Source organism: Acidovorax facilis, assembly GCF_023913775.1.
Taxonomy (GTDB): Bacteria; Pseudomonadota; Gammaproteobacteria; order Burkholderiales; family Burkholderiaceae_C; genus Acidovorax; species Acidovorax facilis.
Genome location: NZ_JAMXAX010000002.1, coordinates 78,474 through 95,339 on the forward strand (window position 1 = coordinate 78,474; position 16,866 = coordinate 95,339).

The window sequence follows — 16,866 nt, forward strand, 5'->3', positions numbered from 1 at the left end:
TCCTGAAGATGGCCGACGAACGCGCGCAACCGCCGTACAACCAGCCCAGCATAGTGCCCGCTGAATACGCCTGGGCCTCTCTGCTGGCCAAGGATGGCGACGAGCTGTTTGACCACTACCGCCATGCGCTGGAAAGGCTGGGGCAAGAAAAAGGCACGCTGGGCTTGATTTTTGGCAAGGCGCAAAACAAGTTCCAGGACCCGGCCAAGCTGCGCCGCGTGGTTGTGGATTTGATCGGTGCCGAGACCTGGACGATTCTGGGCGCCGACGTGAAAGGCGACGCCTACGAAGGCCTGCTGGAGCGCAACGCGCAAGACACCAAGAGCGGTGCGGGCCAGTACTTCACCCCCCGGGCGCTGATCCAGGCCATGGTGGAATGCATTGCGCCCAAACCGGCGGAACGCATTTGCGACCCGGCTTGTGGCACAGGTGGCTTCTTGTTTACCGCGCACAACTACATCACCGCGAATAACAAGAGCCTGACGCGCGACCAGCTCAAGCACCTTAAGGAGAAGGCCTTCACCGGCTACGAACTGGTGCAGGCCACGGCCCGTGTGTGCGCCATGAACATGATGCTGCACGGCATTGGCTCTGAAAAATCGGTGCCCGTGGTGGTGGGCGATGCGCTGGCGGCCGACCCTGGCGAGCGTTTTGAGGTGGTGCTGGCCAACCCGCCGTTTGGCAAGAAGAGCAGCACCGTCATCGTGGGCGAAGACGGCCGCACCAGCACCGAGAAAGACACCATCGAGCGCGACGACTTCTGGGCCACCACCAGCAACAAGCAGCTCAACTTTGTGCAGCACATCAAGACGCTGCTCACCACCCACGGCCGCGCGGCGGTAGTGCTGCCCGACAACGTGCTCTTTGAAGGCCGCGCGGGCGAAACCATTCGCAAAAAACTGCTTCACGAGTGCGATGTGCACACGCTGCTGCGACTGCCCACGGGCCTGTTCTACGCCCAGGGCGTCAAAGCCAATGTCTTGTTTTTCGAAAAGAAAGGCGCCAGTGAAACACCGTGGACCAAGCAGCTGTGGATTTACGACCTGCGCACCAACAAGCACTTCACGCTCAAGACCAACCCGCTGACCCGCGCAGACCTGGACGAGTTTGTGGCGCTGTACCAGGCCGACAACCGCCAACAGCGCCAAGCCACCTGGTCGCCAGATACACCTGAAGGCCGCTGGCGTGCGTACAGCTACGACGAGCTGGTGGCGCGGGACAAGGCGAGCCTGGACATCTTCTGGCTCAAGGACGAATCACTGGCCGACAGCGACAACCTGCCCGCACCGGGCGTGATTGCGCGCGAGATTGTCGAAGACCTGGAGGCGGCGCTGGCGCAGTTCAGGCTGATTGCGGGGGACTTGGGAGAGGCTGTGGAAGAATGAGTGCGCAAATCTACCTCTCTGCTGACGGTACAGCGAGCTATGCCTGCCTGCTGCTTTCTTGGCCTGTTGCTTCTTCCGCTGGTATCCAGCGACGGGCATCAGAAGCATCTTGCGCATGAGTCAGGGCGGCCAACGACACTCGCCGCATCGCCCATACACACTCAGCCCCCTCATTTCACGCCATGCTGACCTTCCTTTACTACGCGCTCATGCTCCTTGTTGGCTACGTGTGGTACCGGTATGGGCAAAAGCTGCTGAACCAGGGCCTGCGGGATGAGAACGATGAACTCACTAAGCCTCCGGTCGGGCCTATCGGCTTTCCGCTCGTTGCCGCTGTGGCGTGCTACCTGTTGTTCGCAGCCCTGCGCGCATTGGTTCTGCGCGAAATTCCGTGCGTCGGCAAGGGCTGCGCGGGGCAGATCTACACACTCGCGGAGCACGCTGGCCCGTACTGGGCCAACCTCTTCTTCTTGGTGTGGCTGGTGCTGGCGCTGGGCTATGCCATGTATGTAACCGTCAGGATCTGGACCAGGCCCTAACGCGCGCGGGCCGCAGGCCTGACCTCGCGCAACCCACAGGCCACGGCTCAGCTATTGACCTGCGCCCACAGCTTGTCCAGCCGCTTCACGCTCACCGGCTGGGGCGTTCGCAGCTCCTGCGCAAAGAAGCTCACGCGCAGCTCCTCCAGCAGCCAGCGCAGCTCTTGCATGCGCGCATCAACCTGCCCCTTGCGCTCGGCCACCAGGCGCCAGTAGCGCTGCTCTTGCGGGCGCAGCTCGGCCAGCTTGGCAGCGTCACGGGCGGGGTCGGCGCGGTATTTATCAAGCCGCAGCGTGATGGCTTTGAGGTAGCGGGCGTAGTGGGCCAGTTGCGTCCACGGGGCCACGGCAATGAAGTTCTTGGGCACCAGGCGCTGCAGCTGCTGCAGTGCGTCCGCTGTGGCTTCGGGGGCGTTTTTGGTGTCCTTGATCTTGCGGGCGGCGGCTGCGTATTCAGTAAGGATGGTGGCAGCCAGGCGCGCCACCTCATTGGCGATCAACGTGAGGCGCCCCCTGCCCTCTTCCACGCGGCGTTTGAAGGCAACTTCGTCGGTGGGCAGCGGGTCGAGCAAAAAGGCCCGGTCCAGCGCCACGTCGATGATCTGGGTGCGCAGCTCTTCCTGCGTGCCCAGGGGCATGAACGCCACGGCCATTTTCTGCAGATCGGGGATGTTTTTTTCCAGGTACTTGAGCGCGTCCTTGATCTGCAGCGCAAACAGGCGGCGCAGGCCCGCGCGGTGTTTGGCGGCGGCGACTTCGGGCTCGTCAAAAACCTCGATGGTCACAGCGTCGCCGCCGTCGATGAGTGCCGGAAAGCCGATCAGCGTCTGCCCGGCCTTTTTGATCTCCATCAGCTCGGGCAGCTCGCCAAACGTCCAGGTGGTGTAGCGCTGGCCTGCGGGGGTAGATGGGGTAACGCTCGCAGGTTTCGCGGTGGCGGGCGCTGCCCCCTTTACTCCTGATTTAGTAGCTGCTTGCGCTTTACCATCAAGCGCTGGAGGCATTTTTGACTCATTTTTTTCACTCTCTGCCGCCCCGCCACCGAGCTTGAGCCCTGCCAGCGCCTGGAATGCGCCGCGCGCCTTGGCGCCCCATTCGGCCTTGAGCGCGCCCAGGTTGCGGCCGTGGCCCAGCTGGCGGCCATGCTCATCCACCACGCGGAAGTTCATGAACAGGTGGGGGCTGAGCATGTCGAGCTTGAAGTCCGCCCGCTTCACGTCGAGCGAGGTTTCGTCGCGCACCTGCTTGAGCAGCACGTCGGTGAGACTGCCGGTGCCAAAACGTTCGGGCGTGCCCAGCAGCGCGGCCAGACGGGTGGCGGACTCGGGCAGCGGCACAAAGCGGCTGCGTGGGCGCTGCGGCAGGCTTTTGAGCAGCGCCTGGATCTTGTCCTTGAGCATGCCGGGCACCAGCCATTCGCAGCGCTCGTCGCTCACCTGGTTGAGCACGAAGAGCGGAATGGTCACGGTGATGCCGTCGCGCGGGTCGCCGGGCTCGTGCAGGTAGCTGGCGGCGCAGTCCACACCACCCAATCGCACGGTTTTGGGAAAGGCGTTGGTGGTAATGCCTGCGGCCTCGTGGCGCATCAGCTCATCGCGGGTGAGCTTGAGCAGATCAGGCTGTTTTCTACTTTCTTCGCGGTACCAAGCCTCAAAGCTGTGGCCGCTGCATACCTCGGGCGGCAGCTGCTGGTCGTAGAAGGCGTAGATGAGTTCGTCGTCCACCAGCACGTCCTGGCGGCGCGACTTGTGCTCCAGCTCTTCGACCTTGGCAATGAGCTTCTGGTTGGCGGCCAGAAACGGCAGCTTGGTCTCCCAGTTGCCGCCCACCAGCGCCTCGCGGATGAACACCTCGCGCGCAGCGTGCGGGTCTACCTTGCCGAAGTTCACGCGGCGGTTGTTGTAGACCACGATGCCGTAGAGCGTGGCGCGCTCCAGCGCCACCACTTCGGCAGACTTTTTCTCCCAATGCGGGTCAAGCAGTTGCTTGCGCAGCACATGCCCGCCAATCTGCTCCAGCCACTGCGGCTCAATGGCCGCAATGCCCCGGCCAAACAGACGCGTGGTTTCCACCAGTTCCGACGCCACGATCCAGCGGCCGGGCTTCTTGTTCAGGTGCGCGCCCGGGTGCTTGTAGAACTTGATGCCACGCGCGCCCAGGTACCAGTCTTCCTCGTCGCTCTTGGCGCCCACGTTACCAAGCAGCCCGGCCAGCATCGACAGGTGCAGCTGCTCGTAGCTGGCGGGCTGGGTGTTGATCTGCCACTTGTGCTCGGTGACCACCGTGAGCAGCTGGGTGTGGATGTCGCGCCACTCGCGCAGGCGGCGGATGCTGATGAAGTTCTGGCGCAACAGCTGCTCGTACTGGCGGTTGCTGAGTTTGTGAGTCGCAGCGGGGACGGCGGCGGGTACAGCAGGCGCTGCGGCAGGACTGCCCCCGCCACTGCGCTGCGCCACCGGCAAGTAGGCCTGCGAAGGCGCCTTCTGCGCGGCCATGGCCTTTTGCGCACGGGCCGATGGCAGGCTGGGCGCTCCGCCCCGCGCTTCGTTGATCCACTTCCACAGCTTGAGGTAGCCGCTGAACTCGCTCTTGTCGTCGTCGAACTTGGCGTGCGCCTGGTCGGCCTGCTGCTGCGCCTCCATGGGGCGGTCGCGCACGTCCTGCACGCTGAGCGCACTGGCAATCACCAGCACCTCATCGAGCGCCTTGCGGTCGCGCGCCTCGATGATCATGCGGCCCACGCGCGGGTCCAGCGGCAGGCGCGACAGTTCCACGCCCATGGGGGTCAGCTCGTTGGCGTCGTCCACCGCACCCAGCTCGGCCAGCAGCTGGTAGCCGTCGGCGATCGCGCGGCCCGAAGGCGCCTCGATGAAGGGGAACTGCGTCACGTCGCCCAGGTGTAGCGACTTCATGCGCAGGATGACGCCTGCCAGCGATGACCGCAGGATTTCGGGGTCGGTAAAACGGGGGCGGCCATTGAAACCGGCCTCGTCATACAGGCGAATGCAGATGCCGTTGGCCACTCGGCCGCAGCGGCCAGCACGCTGGTTGGCGGCGGCCTGGCTGACGGGCTCGACCAGCAGCTGCTCGACTTTGCTACGGAAAGAATAGCGCTTCACGCGCGCTGTTCCTGCGTCAATGACGTACCGCACGCCTGGTACGGTGAGCGAAGTCTCGGCCACGTTGGTGGCCAGCACGATGCGGCGGCCCGTGTGGCCGTCAAAGATGCGGTCCTGCTCCGCCTGGGACAAACGCGCGAACAGCGGCAGCACCTCGGCATTGCGCATCACGGGCTGGTGCGACAGATGCTTGCGCAGGTGGTCGGCGGCCTCGCGGATCTCGCGCTCGCCGGGCAAAAACACCAGAATGTCACCGGCCGCATTGCCTTGCCACAGCTCGTCCACACCATCGGCAATGGCTTCGTTCAGGCCGTAGTCGCGGCTTTCTTCAAACGGGCGATAGCGCTGCTCCACCGGGAAGGTGCGGCCCGACACCATGATGACGGGGGCCGGGCCCTTGGCCGACTCAAAGTGCTTGGCAAACCGGTCCGCATCAATCGTGGCCGAGGTAACGATGACCTTCAGATCAGGCCTGCGCGGCAGGATCTGACGGATGTAGCCCAGCAGGAAGTCGATGTTGAGGCTACGTTCGTGCGCCTCGTCAATGATGATGGTGTCGTAGTTCTTGAGCAGCGGGTCGGTCTGCGTCTCGGCCAGCAAGATACCGTCGGTCATGAGCTTGACGGAGGCATCGCGCGACAGGCGGTCCTGGAACCGCACCTTGAAGCCCACCACATCACCCAGCGGCGTGTTCAGCTCTTCGGCAATGCGCTTGGCCACGCTGCTGGCCGCAATGCGGCGCGGCTGGGTGTGGCCGATGAGCTGGCCCTTGGTGCCTGGCTTGGCGTAGCACTTGCCCCGGCCCAGCGCCAGTGCAATCTTGGGCAACTGCGTGGTCTTGCCTGAGCCCGTTTCGCCGCACACGATGATGACCTGGTGCTTCTTGATGGCCTCCATGATCTCTTCGCGCTTGCCCGATACGGGCAGGGACTCAGGAAAGGTGATGCGCAGCGGCGCAGTGCGCGGGGCGGTTGGCAAGGGGTGGGGAGGCGCGGATTCGGTCATGGAGGGCAGCATTATCCGAGCCGGGCGTTGGCCGCGTGCAACACGGGCCATGCGCGCGGTTGCCAGCCCGGGTGCGGGGCTTCCACAATCGCGCCTCGACTGGCGATGCCTCCGCGGCCAATGCCCCCAGGAATACCGAATGCCCCGACAGCCATCCGCCCAGAACCTTGTTGATCAGCCCCGCCTTTTTCCTGCATCGCGCCGTGGTTGGCTGACCTGGGCGGGCACCAGCGCGATGGCTTCGCTGCTGCCCGGTTGTGGTGGCAGCAGCACTGCGTCCCCCACCCTCACAACGACCATTGCCTGGGGTCGCAAGGAAATTCGCGAAGCCATGCAAAGCAGCAAGATGCGGGCGGCCTCCGTGGCACTGCTGCACAACGACCACATCGTCTGGCAAGAGGCCTTCGGGGCGCTGGATGCAAACGCCACCACGCCCGCCACGCCCGACACACGCTTTAACGTCGGCTCCGTCAGCAAGGTGCTCGCGGCACTGGCCATCATGGTGCTGGTAGACCGCAGGCTCGTGCAGTTGGATGCTCCGGTGGTGGCCTACCTGCCGCAGTTCGCGATGCTGTCGCCGGGCTACCGCGACATCACCGTCCGGCACCTGCTGAGCCATGCCTCGGGGTTGCCCGGCACCTACCTGCACAACATGTTTGCCTTTGCGCCGCTGCCGGGCTATGCCGCCGAGGTGGAGGCAGCCATGGCCAATGTGCACCTCAAGCACGCCCCCGGCGCCATGGCGGTGTACTGCAACGACGGTTTCACGCTGATCGAGCGCATCGTGCTGGCCGTCACCGGGCAAACCTACCCGGCGTTTGTGCAGTCCGCCCTGCTCAACCCGCTGGGCATGGCCCGATCAGGCTATACGCTGCAGCCGTTGCCACCGGGCAGCTTTGCCCCCGGCAGCATCAGCGACGCGCCGCAGGGTCAGGAGTTCGTGATGGGCTACGCCACGGGAGGGCTGTGCACCACACCCGGCGACATGATGAAGCTGGCCGCGATGCTCATCCAGGGCGGCGAGCACGATGGCCAGCGCATCGTGTCGAAAACCAGCGTGGCCGAGATGGGCAGGATTCAGAACCAGGGCATGCACCCCAGCCTCACCCCCGACTGGCAGTCGGGCCTGGGCTGGGACAGTGCGCGGCACCCGGGCCTGAATGCTGTGGGCGTGCTCGCGTGGCAAAAGAGCGGCGGCACCATGTTTTATTCCAGCGACTTCTGCGTGCTGCCCCAGGCGGGCATGGCGGTCATGATCACCGGCAACGCCGCCAGCTTCAAGCCGGGCCCGATTGCCGAAGGCATTGCGCTGCGCGCCTTGCAGGAGACGGGGCAACTGCGTGTGCTGCCGCCCCGGGTCTCGACCGCCGCCCCCGCCATGGCCACCGCATCCTCCAGCGCGGTGGATGCCCTGCTAGGCATCTATGGCAACTATTCCGCGCCCATCAAAGCCGTCTCGCCCGACCGCCAACAGGTTGACCTGTGGTCGTGGAACCCAAAACTGCAGGACTGGAAAAACCTGAGCACCGGGCTTCGCCTGCGCAGCGATGGCTGGTGGTGGTCAGACGCCCAGCCTGGTACCCACTACCGCTGGGAGCAGTCCGAAGGCCGCCGCTACCTCCTTGCGCGCGAGGCCGCCACGGCGGGGCACTACTGGATCACCGTGCCCATCGGCCAACAGATGCCGCCCGCACCCGGCCCCCTTGCCGCCCCCTGGACTGCGCGGCTCGACAGCACCTGGCTGCTGACCAACGAAGCACCCACATCCATTCCGCTGGCCATTGGCGTGGGGGCCTCCAGACTTCGGGAGCTGCCCGAACTGCCCGGCTACCTGTTCTGGGACGAGAGCCAGTTCCTGCTGCCCTTGTCGGCGGACCGGGCCGGCATGACCGTGCAGGTGCCGCTCAACGCGGGCCGTGATCTGGTGGAACTGGTCGTGCAGACACGCGACAAGGAGGAGTGGCTGCACGCTGCTGGCTGGATCTACCGGCGCCAAGCCTGAAAACTGCGCTGTTCACCCCCCACCGCACTGTTCTTTTCAAGCGACAAATTCAGCCGATTGCGGCGCCTTCGGCTTGCCAAGCGCCGGGGGCATCGCCACAATTCGCGCTTCTTTCAGGCCGCGCCCGCCGCAACGGCAGCCCCTGAAAACACAGGAGGTCACCACCATGTTTGTTCCCTTGTTCGCTCCCGCCTGACCACAGTCCACCGCCCCGGCTGGACTGTGCATTCACAGCAAGTCCAGCCACGGCAAGCGCGCTCCTGCATCCATTCATTGCAGCGCACCACAAGCCCTGGCTCCATTGCCGGGGTTTTTTGTTTGTGGAGTGCACATGAGTGCCAAAAAACTGTCTCGGGCCTTCGCCCAGGGCGAGCTTAAAAAGCTGCGCCGCATGAAGGCGCCCCTGGTGTTGAAGCTCGAAGCCTCGGGCCCGCCCCGAAATCCTGTGGCCGTCGCACTGGCCCAACGCAGCCTGTCCAGTGCGGCAGGCAAGCACATACGAACCCGTGGGGCCCAGCGCCGTGCGGACAACGTCGCCCTGCGCAAGGCGATCCAGACATCCCGCTTCACCGAAAGCGACTGATACAAAACGATTGAAAACCATGGACCTTTCTACCCTTCAAGAAACCACGCCGCGCGAGCGGCACACACCGGGCGCTGCCCACCGGGAGCTGCTGGCCGAGCGGCAGCAGGTGCTGGCAAATGCCGCAGCACAGCTCAAGGCCGAGCTGTTTGGCATCGACGACGTGATCGACCGCGTGATCGATGCCATCCGCGCCTGGTACGTGTTGCCCCAGCTCATCACCCGCCCCGTCATCGTCTGCCTGTGGGGCCTGACGGGCACGGGCAAGACCCAGCTCACGCGGCGCCTGGCGCAGCTGCTGGGCTTTTACGACCGCTTTGTCGAAGTGCAGATGGACGGCTTCAGCCACGGCGCGAGCTACCGCAGCTCGTCCATCTCGGGCATGCTGGGCGACTCTGGCATCCACGAGGGCGCACCAGGCATGCTGGTGCTGGACGAGTTCCAGCGCTTTCGCACAGTGAGCACAAAAGGTGAAGAGGTCAAGGTAGAGCGCTACCAGGACGTGTGGACGCTGCTGTCCGACGGGCGCCTGCCGCCCGCTTTGAGTGCACTGACCAACATCGAGCGCAAGCTGGCCGACGCGCACTACGAAGCCGAGCGCGCTGACGATAACGAGGAGGAGCGCGCGGGCAAGAAGCCCTACCGCTTTCAGCTCGACGCCTGGGATGCGCAGGAACTCAAGCGCATGCTCAAGCTGCAAGAGCCCCTGGCCGAGATCATGCAGTGGCCGCCCGCGCAGGTGCAGGCCCTGTTCACGCGGTTTCAGCAGTCGCTTTCGTCCTGGGAGACCGACTACAGCAAGCTGCTGGTGTTCGTCTGCGGCAACCTCGACGAGATGTACCACGAGACCGCGCAGCGCGTGGAAGACTGCGACACCGACGCCGACATCTTCCACCGCCTCACGCGCAAGCTCTCGCTCATCGATGTGAAGAAGGCGCTCAGCGAACGCTTCAAGCCTGAGCAGATCGCGCGGCTGGGCAACGAGCACGTGATCTACCCCTCGTTCAACAAGGCCACCTACGAGCAGCTCATCCGCAACCTGTGTGCGCGGTATTGCGACGACATTGCCGCCCAGTGCGGCGTGCGCTTTGCCATCGGGCAGGACGTGCGCGATGAGCTGTATGCCAACGCGGTGTTTCCGGCCCAGGGCACGCGGCCGCTGTTCTCGTCGGTGCATGCCATCCTGAGCGCCAATTTGGTCAACGCCGCGCTCTGGGTGCTGGAGCAGCAGCTGCCCCTGGCGCAGGACTTTGGCATCACGCTGGCGGCCGACAAGCGCCACCTGGTGGTGCGTGGCGCTAGCGCCCACGGCGATGTGCAGCAGGCGCAATTTGCGGTGACGCTGGAGCTCAACCGCCTCAAGCAGCGCGCCAATGCCGACTTCCGCGCCCTGCTGGCCGTGCACGAAGCAGGCCACGGGCTGGTCTACTGCCTGCTGTTCGGCCAGGCCCCGCAGGAGGTGAAGATCAACATCGCCTCGTTCGAGGGCGGCTACAACAGCTTTGCGGGCCTGAAGGTCACAACGCGGCAGAACGCGCTCGACATGATGTGCGTGGGTCTGGCGGGCCGCGTGGCCGAGGAGCTGGTGTTTGGTGAAATGGCCTGCACGACCGGCGCGGAGCAGGACTACAAGCAGGTCACGGCCGAGGCTGCGCGGTTCATTCGCCACCATGGGTTTGGCACGCGGCTGTCCCGCACCGACGTCACGGTGGAGCTGGACAACCACCTCAACACCGACGTGGAACCCAGCAACGCCGCCATCGAGGAACTGCTGCAGTCCCAATACCAGCGCGCCAGCGCCCTGCTGGGCCAGTACCGGGGTGCCCTCACCCGCCTGGTGGAGGCCCTGCTGGACCACGGCATGATCGCCCAGCCCGAGATGCAGGCGCTGATGGCCCAAAGTGGCGTGGCCATTGCGGTGGCAGCCCACACGGGGCCTGACGAAGCTCTGATCCTGGAGCCCTTTGCGGCCCGGCTGGCGGCGTTTCGGCAACAAACCGGGGGCCAGGCTGCAACTGCCCCAGACAGCGAAAGCCCTGCATGCTTATGATGCGCGACTTGGCGGCCCTGCTCAGCTGCCTTTCATTGCCAGTTTTTCCGTAGCTCCAAGGCCACCCACCGCTCTCCACTGCCATGTCCGCCGTTTTCAACTTCACCTTCGTCCCCTGGTTCCGCTCGGTGGCGCCTTACATCCACAAGTTCCGCAACCAGACGTTTGTGATCGGGCTCACGGGTGAGGCCATTGCGGCCGGCAAGCTGCACAGCATTGCGCAAGACCTGGCACTGATCCAGGCCATGGGCGTAAAGATTGTTCTGGTACACGGTTTTCGTCCACAGGTGAACGAACAGCTGGCCGCCAAGGGCCATGCAGCCAAGTATTCGCATGGCATCCGCATCACCGACTCGGTGGCGCTCGATTGCGCGCAGGAGGCTGCGGGCCAGTTGCGTTATGAAATCGAGGCCGCCTTCAGCCAGGGACTGCCCAACACGCCCATGGCGGGTGCCACCGTGCGGGTGATCTCGGGCAACTTCCTGACCGCGCGGCCCGTGGGCATCGTGGATGGGGTGGATTTTCAGCACTCGGGTCTGGTGCGCAAGGTAGACGTTGCGGGCATCCAGCGCACGCTGGACATGGGTGCACTGGTGCTGCTGTCGCCGTTTGGCTTCTCGCCCACGGGCGAGGCTTTCAACCTGAGCATGGAAGAAGTGGCCACCAGCGTGGCCATTGAGCTGCGGGCCGACAAGCTGATCTTCTTGACCGAGGTGCAAGGCATCCGCATGTCGCCCACCGAGCCCGAGAGCGACGACAACCCCATCGACACCGAGCTGCCGCTGGCCGCCGCGCAAGCCTTGCTGGCGCAGCTACCGCCCGCACAGCAGCCCACGGACACGGGCTTCTACCTGCAGCACTGCGTGAAGGCCTGCAAGGCCGGCGTGGAGCGCAGCCACATACTGCCGTTTGCGGTGGATGGTTCGCTGTTGCTGGAGGTGTATGTGCACGATGGCATCGGCACCATGGTCATTGACGAAAAGCTGGAAGAGCTGCGCGAGGCCACGATTGACGACGTGGGCGGCATCCTTCAGCTCATCGAGCCGTTTGAGAAAGACGGCACGCTGGTCAAGCGCGACCGCACCGAGATCGAACGCGACATTGCCACCTACACCATCATCGAGCACGACGGTGTGATCTTTGGCTGCGCAGCGCTCTACCCCTACCCCGAGGCCAAGACGGCCGAGATGGCCGCCGTGACGGTGTCGCCGCAAAGCCAGGGCACGGGCGATGGAGAAAAGCTGCTCAAGCGCATCGAGCAACGCGCGCGGCTGCAAGGGCTGGACAGTATCTTTGTGCTCACCACCCGCACCATGCACTGGTTCATCAAGCGCGGCTTCCAGCCCGTGGACCCGGACTGGCTGCCCGATGCGCGCAAGCGCAAGTACAACTGGGACCGGCGCAGCCAGGTGCTGGTCAAGAAGCTCTGAACGTCTCGCGCGCAGCCGCCACGGCCCGCGCCACCTGGGCGATCGCCGCATCGCGCTGCTCGGGCTTGGCGGTAGACCGCGTGAGGTAACACGTCACCAGCACCGGGGCGCCGCCAGCCGTAGGCCACAAAACCGCTACGTCATTCGCCGTGCCGCTGTCACTGGCAGTGCCCGTCTTGTCCCCCACCTTCCAGCCCGGCACACCCGCGCGCAGGCGCTTGTCGCCCGTGCTCGTCTCTACCAGCCAGCGCTGCAGCCACGCGCGCGACGGGGGCGTGAGTACATCGCCCAGCACCAGCTTTTGCAGGGTCTGCAGCATGGCCTGCGGCGTGGTCGTGTCGCGCGGGTCGCCCACCTTGGCTTCGTTCAACGTGGGCTCGGTGCGGTCCAGCCGTGTGATGCTGTCGCCCAGTGACCGCACAAAGGCCGTGAACCCCGCCGGGCCGCCGTGGCGCGCCAGCAGCACGTTGGCGGCGGTGTTATCGCTCAGGCTCACGGTGGCGGAGCACAGCTCGCCGACCGTCAACCCGCCCCCATCGCCCGCACGGGGGCCGCTGACGGGTGAATACGCCACCACATCGCCCGCAGCGTAGTGCACGCGGGCATCCAGTCGCTCCTTGCCCTGGTCCACCAGCGCCAGCATCCAGCCCGCCAGCACCGCCTTCAAAGTGCTGGCCATGGCAAAGCGCTCGTCCTGGCGCCAGCCCAACTGCAGGCCCGAGCCCGTGTCCAGCATGGCCACGCCCAAGCGGCCCTGGGCAGTGCGTTCGATGTTGGCGAGGGTCTCGTTCCATTCGCGGGTGGTCTTGTCGCGGTTCGCTGCGTTGCTGGTGGCCGCGCAACCCCAAAGAGGCATGGTGGCAGCGGCCGTCAAACCCAAGGAAAACTGTCGTCTTTGCATAAAAATTGGAGGTGAGTGAAGACAAGGCCTGAACGATAAAGAGCTTGAGCCCAAAGCACCATCGACAATAATTGCCGCCAGCCCCTAGAAAAACTTATGCATCTCCCGCTCAATGCCTTGCGCGCGTTCGAAGCCTCGGCGCGCCACCTCAACCTGACGCGGGCGGCCCAGGAGTTGCACGTCACGCAGACAGCGGTCAGCCAGCACATCCGCAAGCTCGAAGAGCGCCTGGGCAAGCCACTGTTTCGCCGCCTGCCGCGTGGCCTGGCGTTGACGGACGAAGGCCAGGCGCTGCTGCCGGTGGTGACGGAATCGTTCTCCAACCTGGCGCGCGCCCTGGAAAAACTGGGCGACACCCGCCCACGCGAGGTGCTGACCGTGGGCGCCGTGGGCACCTTTGCCGTGGGCTGGCTGCTGCCCCGACTGCGCGACTTTCAGCAGGCCTGCCCGTTTGTGGACCTGCGCCTGCTCACGCACAACAACCGAGTGGACATGGCGGGCGAAGGGCTGGACTATGCGATCCGCTTTGGTGACGGCGCCTGGCACGGCACACATGCCGAACGCATCATGGACGCGCCCATGTCTGTAATGTGCACCCCGGCCCTGGCCAACAGCCTGCGGGTGCCATCAGACCTGGCGCGCCAGCCCCTGCTGCGAAGCTACCGCACCGACGAATGGTCCGCCTGGTTCGAGGCGGCCGGCGTGCCCTGCCCCGTTGTGCGCGGCGCGGTGTTCGACTCGTCGCTCACCCTGGCCGAAGCGGCGGCCCAGGGCGCGGGCGCCGCGCTGCTCCCGGCGTGCATGTTCGAACGCGAACTGCGCCAGGGCCGCCTGGTGCGACCGTTCGCGCTGGAACTGCGCCGGGGCGCCTACTGGCTCACACGGCTGCAATCCCGGCCCGTGACGGCGGCCATGCACGCCTTTCACGGCTGGCTCGCCACAGCTCAGAAAACTAAACAAAAATAGGCTTCATCGCTTTACCCATAAGCGTTAACAGCTATTAATTGAGGAGCAATCAAGCCCTGCGCCGCTGCGCCACCATGCCCAGCGCCCCGGCCATCACTCCCAGCAGCAGCAGGGCCCAGGGGGACAGCGCGGGGATCGCTTGCAGGGCGGCGGCGGCCAGCGGCATCACCGGGTCGGCGATCACGCCGGGCGCAGCATCGTCGTCGCCAGGCTGGTTATCGGTCACGTCAAAGCCCACGGTGGTGCTGCCCAGGCCCGCGCTCGCAGGCACGATGAACTGGCCGCTGCCGGTGCGCTTGACGAAGTCCGCCACCGGCTGCGGCCAGGTGGTGGTCACGCGCACCGTGGCACCCGCGTCGCAGCCGATCAGCCTGAAGCGGAACGCGCCCTGCGGCGCCACCCGGCCAGGAGGCGGCGTGGCGGCCTCGAAGGCCGTGGCGGCTGGATCGAACTGGCACAGCGCCCCGCCATCGTTGCCAATTCTGGCGCTGGCCGGGCCGCCCGCGCCGCTGGCGGGCAAGGTGGTGCCAGTGAACGTTTTGAGCAGTGCCACGATGGCAAACGCTTGCTGCTGCCGCGCGGCGGCAGCGTAGTGGGCGTTGCCTGCCTGGTCGGCGTAGATGGTGCAAGTACCCGCGCCGTTGAAGCTGACCACCTGGCCCGCCACCGTGCAAGCGCCCGTAGTGGTGAACACCACGGGGTTGCCGGACGCGCCGCCCGTGGCCGCCACGGTGTAGGTTCTGCCCGCCACTGCGGGGCTGGGCGGCGTGGTGGTGAAGGCGATCACCTGGCCGGCCTGCACCACCGCTGTGCTTTGCGACACGCGGGGCGCGGCGGGATAAACCGCATCGCCCGCCTGGTCGGCGTAGATGGTGCAGGTGCCTGCGCCGTTGAAGCTGACCACCTGGCCGGCCACCGTGCAAGGGCCCACCGTGCTGAACACCACCGCGTTGCCCGACGCGCCGCCCGTGGCCGCCACGGTGTAAGTGCTGCCCGCGACTGCGGGGCTCGGCGGCATGGTGGTGAAGCTAATGGCCTGCGACGTGTAGGTGAAGTCGTCTTCCGGCACGTCGGGGCTGGCGTTTGCCCCCACGGTGTAGCGCACGCGCACGGTGCTGCCCGCCGTGCCGGGCGGCGCGGCTGCGGTCAGGCTCATCGAACCGTCCGCATGGGTGATCGAGCCCGTGGCGCTGACTGGCGTCCCGTCAAAGTTCAGCGTGCCGCCCGACAGGTTGAAGCCCCTGACGGTGACCGCGTAGCCCCCAGCGGGCGGCCCCTTGGCGGGGTCCAGCTCGGTGATGGATGGCAGCGTCGTGCTGAACTGCACCGCCCCGGCGTCGACGACCGCGCCCACCGTGGCGGGCCGGGCCACGCCGCGCTGGTCGGTGGCGGGCTCGCCTGCGGCATAGCGGGAGGCGGCCCAGGCTCTGCTGGCGAGGCCTCCCGGCGGCATGGTCTGCGTGGGGCCACCATAGTCGCCCAGCGGTTGCAGGTAGAGGCCACCCACGCCTGAGGCTGGGGCGCCGATCACGTTCCAGTGGTCGACGGCCAGGTCGTCATCCGCCACGTCGCTGCCATAGACGTCCGTCAGGTAACTCTGGATGGCGTTGCCGGACACGATGGAATTGAACAACTGCACGATCGGCACTGTGCTGCCCGAGGATGGGATGTGGATGCCGCCACCCAAGCCCCCTGCCACGTTGTTCACGATGGTGCTGTTGTCGATGCGCGCCACGCTCGCGCCGCCGATCCAGCCTACGCTGATGGCGCCGCCATCGCCATCGCTGGTGTTGCCGGTGAAGGTGCTGTTGCTGATGCTGAAGTCGTCCGACGAGCGGAATGCGCCGCCTTTGGCGCCGCTGCGGTTGCCCGCGAACGTGCAGTTGCGCACGGTGATCGTCCCGTTGAAGACGGCCAGAGCGATGCCCCCGCCGTCCCCGCCCACGGTGCTGTGGGCGCGGTTGCCCGAGATGGTGCTGTTGCTGATCGTCAGCGCCGATGCCGCGATGCCGCCGCCGCCGCACACGTTGCCATGGCATGCGGACGAGAACACCTGGTTGCCGGAGAGGGTGCTGCGGTCGATGGTGAGCGCACCATACGACGCCACACCACCCCCGCTGTGCCCAAATTCGCCTTCACGCACCGTGTTGTTGGCGATGGTGCTGCGGTCGATGGTGATCACGCCGTTGGGTGAGTTGTAGATACCGCCGCCGCGCCAGCCGGTGGAATTGCCGCTGACCTCGCTGCGCACGATCGTGAGCCTGCCCGCGGGCCCGTTGCCGATGCCCGCGCCTACGTTGCCCGCCCACATGCCCGTGACCTTCACGTCGTCCAGCGTGAGCGTGCCCCAATTGGCGATACCGCCCACCGAGCCGGAGTTTCCGTTCATGTTTACGCCACCGTCCACCGCCGTCGTGCCGTTGGCGAACGCCAGTCCGCTGATATGCACCGGTCCGCTCACTGGCACCCCCGCGCTGGCCGTGCCAGCATTCACCTCCAGCAGGTGCACCGCGTTCTGGCCGTCGAGGGTGAGCAGGCTGGCGCCGGGGCCGCGCAGCGTGATGGCGCGGGCAATGACCAGCGGCCTGCCCACCGCCAGCACCTGCGGCGCCGCAAACACCGCGCCGTCGAACGCTACGGTGTCGCCATGCTGCGCGGCCGCGATCGCATCGCGCAGGCTGCATGTATGCGCATTGCCGGGCGCGCAGCGGGCCGCGCTGCCGCTGGCGGGGTCGTCCACGCGGTTCACCTGCCAGGTGGCTGCCCAGGCTAGCGGCACCGCAGACAGCACCATCGCAGCCAGGCCCAGCCGCATCGATAGAATCAGTACGTTTTTGATCATTATTTGATAGCACACTGTGTTGACTGACTAGGCGATGGAAGGCA

General features: G+C 65.8%; 10 protein-coding genes. 7 read left to right on the forward strand and 3 right to left on the reverse strand.

Translation table 11 applies throughout. The features are described from left to right. Positions 1-8 precede the first annotated feature (8 nt). Positions 9-1,385 carry an HsdM family class I SAM-dependent methyltransferase gene (locus NFX52_RS01650; protein ID WP_055397466.1) on the forward strand — a complete coding sequence of 459 codons (1,377 nt, stop codon included), beginning with the start codon at positions 9-11 and terminating at the stop codon, positions 1,383-1,385. Positions 1,386-1,567: 182 nt separating this feature from the next. Next, entirely contained in the window at positions 1,568-1,924 is a 357-nt protein-coding gene (locus NFX52_RS01655) for a hypothetical protein (protein ID WP_055397468.1), read from the forward strand. A 47-nt stretch (positions 1,925-1,971) separates the two neighbouring features. Here NFX52_RS01655 and hrpA read toward each other — a convergent pair whose 3' ends face one another. Next, positions 1,972-6,048 (reverse strand): ATP-dependent RNA helicase HrpA, encoded by a 4,077-nt coding sequence (hrpA, locus tag NFX52_RS01660; RefSeq protein WP_207401871.1) that lies wholly within the window; start codon positions 6,046-6,048, stop codon positions 1,972-1,974. A gap of 139 nt (positions 6,049-6,187) precedes the next feature. Between hrpA and NFX52_RS01665 the strand changes: the two genes are divergently transcribed. The 4 genes from NFX52_RS01665 to argA all read left to right on the forward strand — a co-directional run bounded on the left by NFX52_RS01665 (position 6,188) and on the right by argA (position 12,113). Next, positions 6,188-8,050: a serine hydrolase domain-containing protein gene (locus tag NFX52_RS01665; RefSeq protein ID WP_207401870.1), complete on the forward strand. Its 1,863-nt coding sequence runs from the start codon at positions 6,188-6,190 to the stop codon at positions 8,048-8,050. Between the two features lie 331 nt (positions 8,051-8,381). After that, complete coding sequence (locus tag NFX52_RS01670; protein ID WP_055397472.1) at positions 8,382-8,633, forward strand: hypothetical protein; 252 nt, start codon at positions 8,382-8,384, stop codon at positions 8,631-8,633. Positions 8,634-8,652: 19 nt separating this feature from the next. Next, positions 8,653-10,683 carry an AAA family ATPase gene (locus tag NFX52_RS01675; protein ID WP_055397474.1) on the forward strand — a complete coding sequence of 677 codons (2,031 nt, stop codon included), beginning with the start codon at positions 8,653-8,655 and terminating at the stop codon, positions 10,681-10,683. Between the two features lie 83 nt (positions 10,684-10,766). Beyond that, complete coding sequence (gene argA, locus NFX52_RS01680; RefSeq protein ID WP_055397476.1) at positions 10,767-12,113, forward strand: amino-acid N-acetyltransferase; 1,347 nt, start codon at positions 10,767-10,769, stop codon at positions 12,111-12,113. Here the strand turns inward: argA and blaACA are convergent. Continuing rightward, positions 12,100-13,014, reverse strand: a complete 915-nt coding sequence (blaACA, locus tag NFX52_RS01685; protein WP_055397478.1) for an ACA family class A beta-lactamase — start codon at positions 13,012-13,014, stop codon at positions 12,100-12,102. The two genes, argA and blaACA, sit on opposite strands and share 14 nt — an antisense overlap. A 96-nt stretch (positions 13,015-13,110) precedes the next feature. Here blaACA and NFX52_RS01690 point away from each other — a divergent pair, with 96 nt between their 5' ends. After that, a complete protein-coding gene (locus tag NFX52_RS01690) occupies positions 13,111-13,980 on the forward strand; it encodes a LysR family transcriptional regulator (protein ID WP_055397480.1) in 870 nt (289 codons plus the stop codon). Positions 13,981-14,029: 49 nt separating this feature from the next. Here NFX52_RS01690 and NFX52_RS01695 read toward each other — a convergent pair whose 3' ends face one another. Next, positions 14,030-16,822 (reverse strand): IPTL-CTERM sorting domain-containing protein, encoded by a 2,793-nt coding sequence (locus NFX52_RS01695; RefSeq protein WP_055397482.1) that lies wholly within the window; start codon positions 16,820-16,822, stop codon positions 14,030-14,032. Positions 16,823-16,866 lie beyond the last annotated feature (44 nt).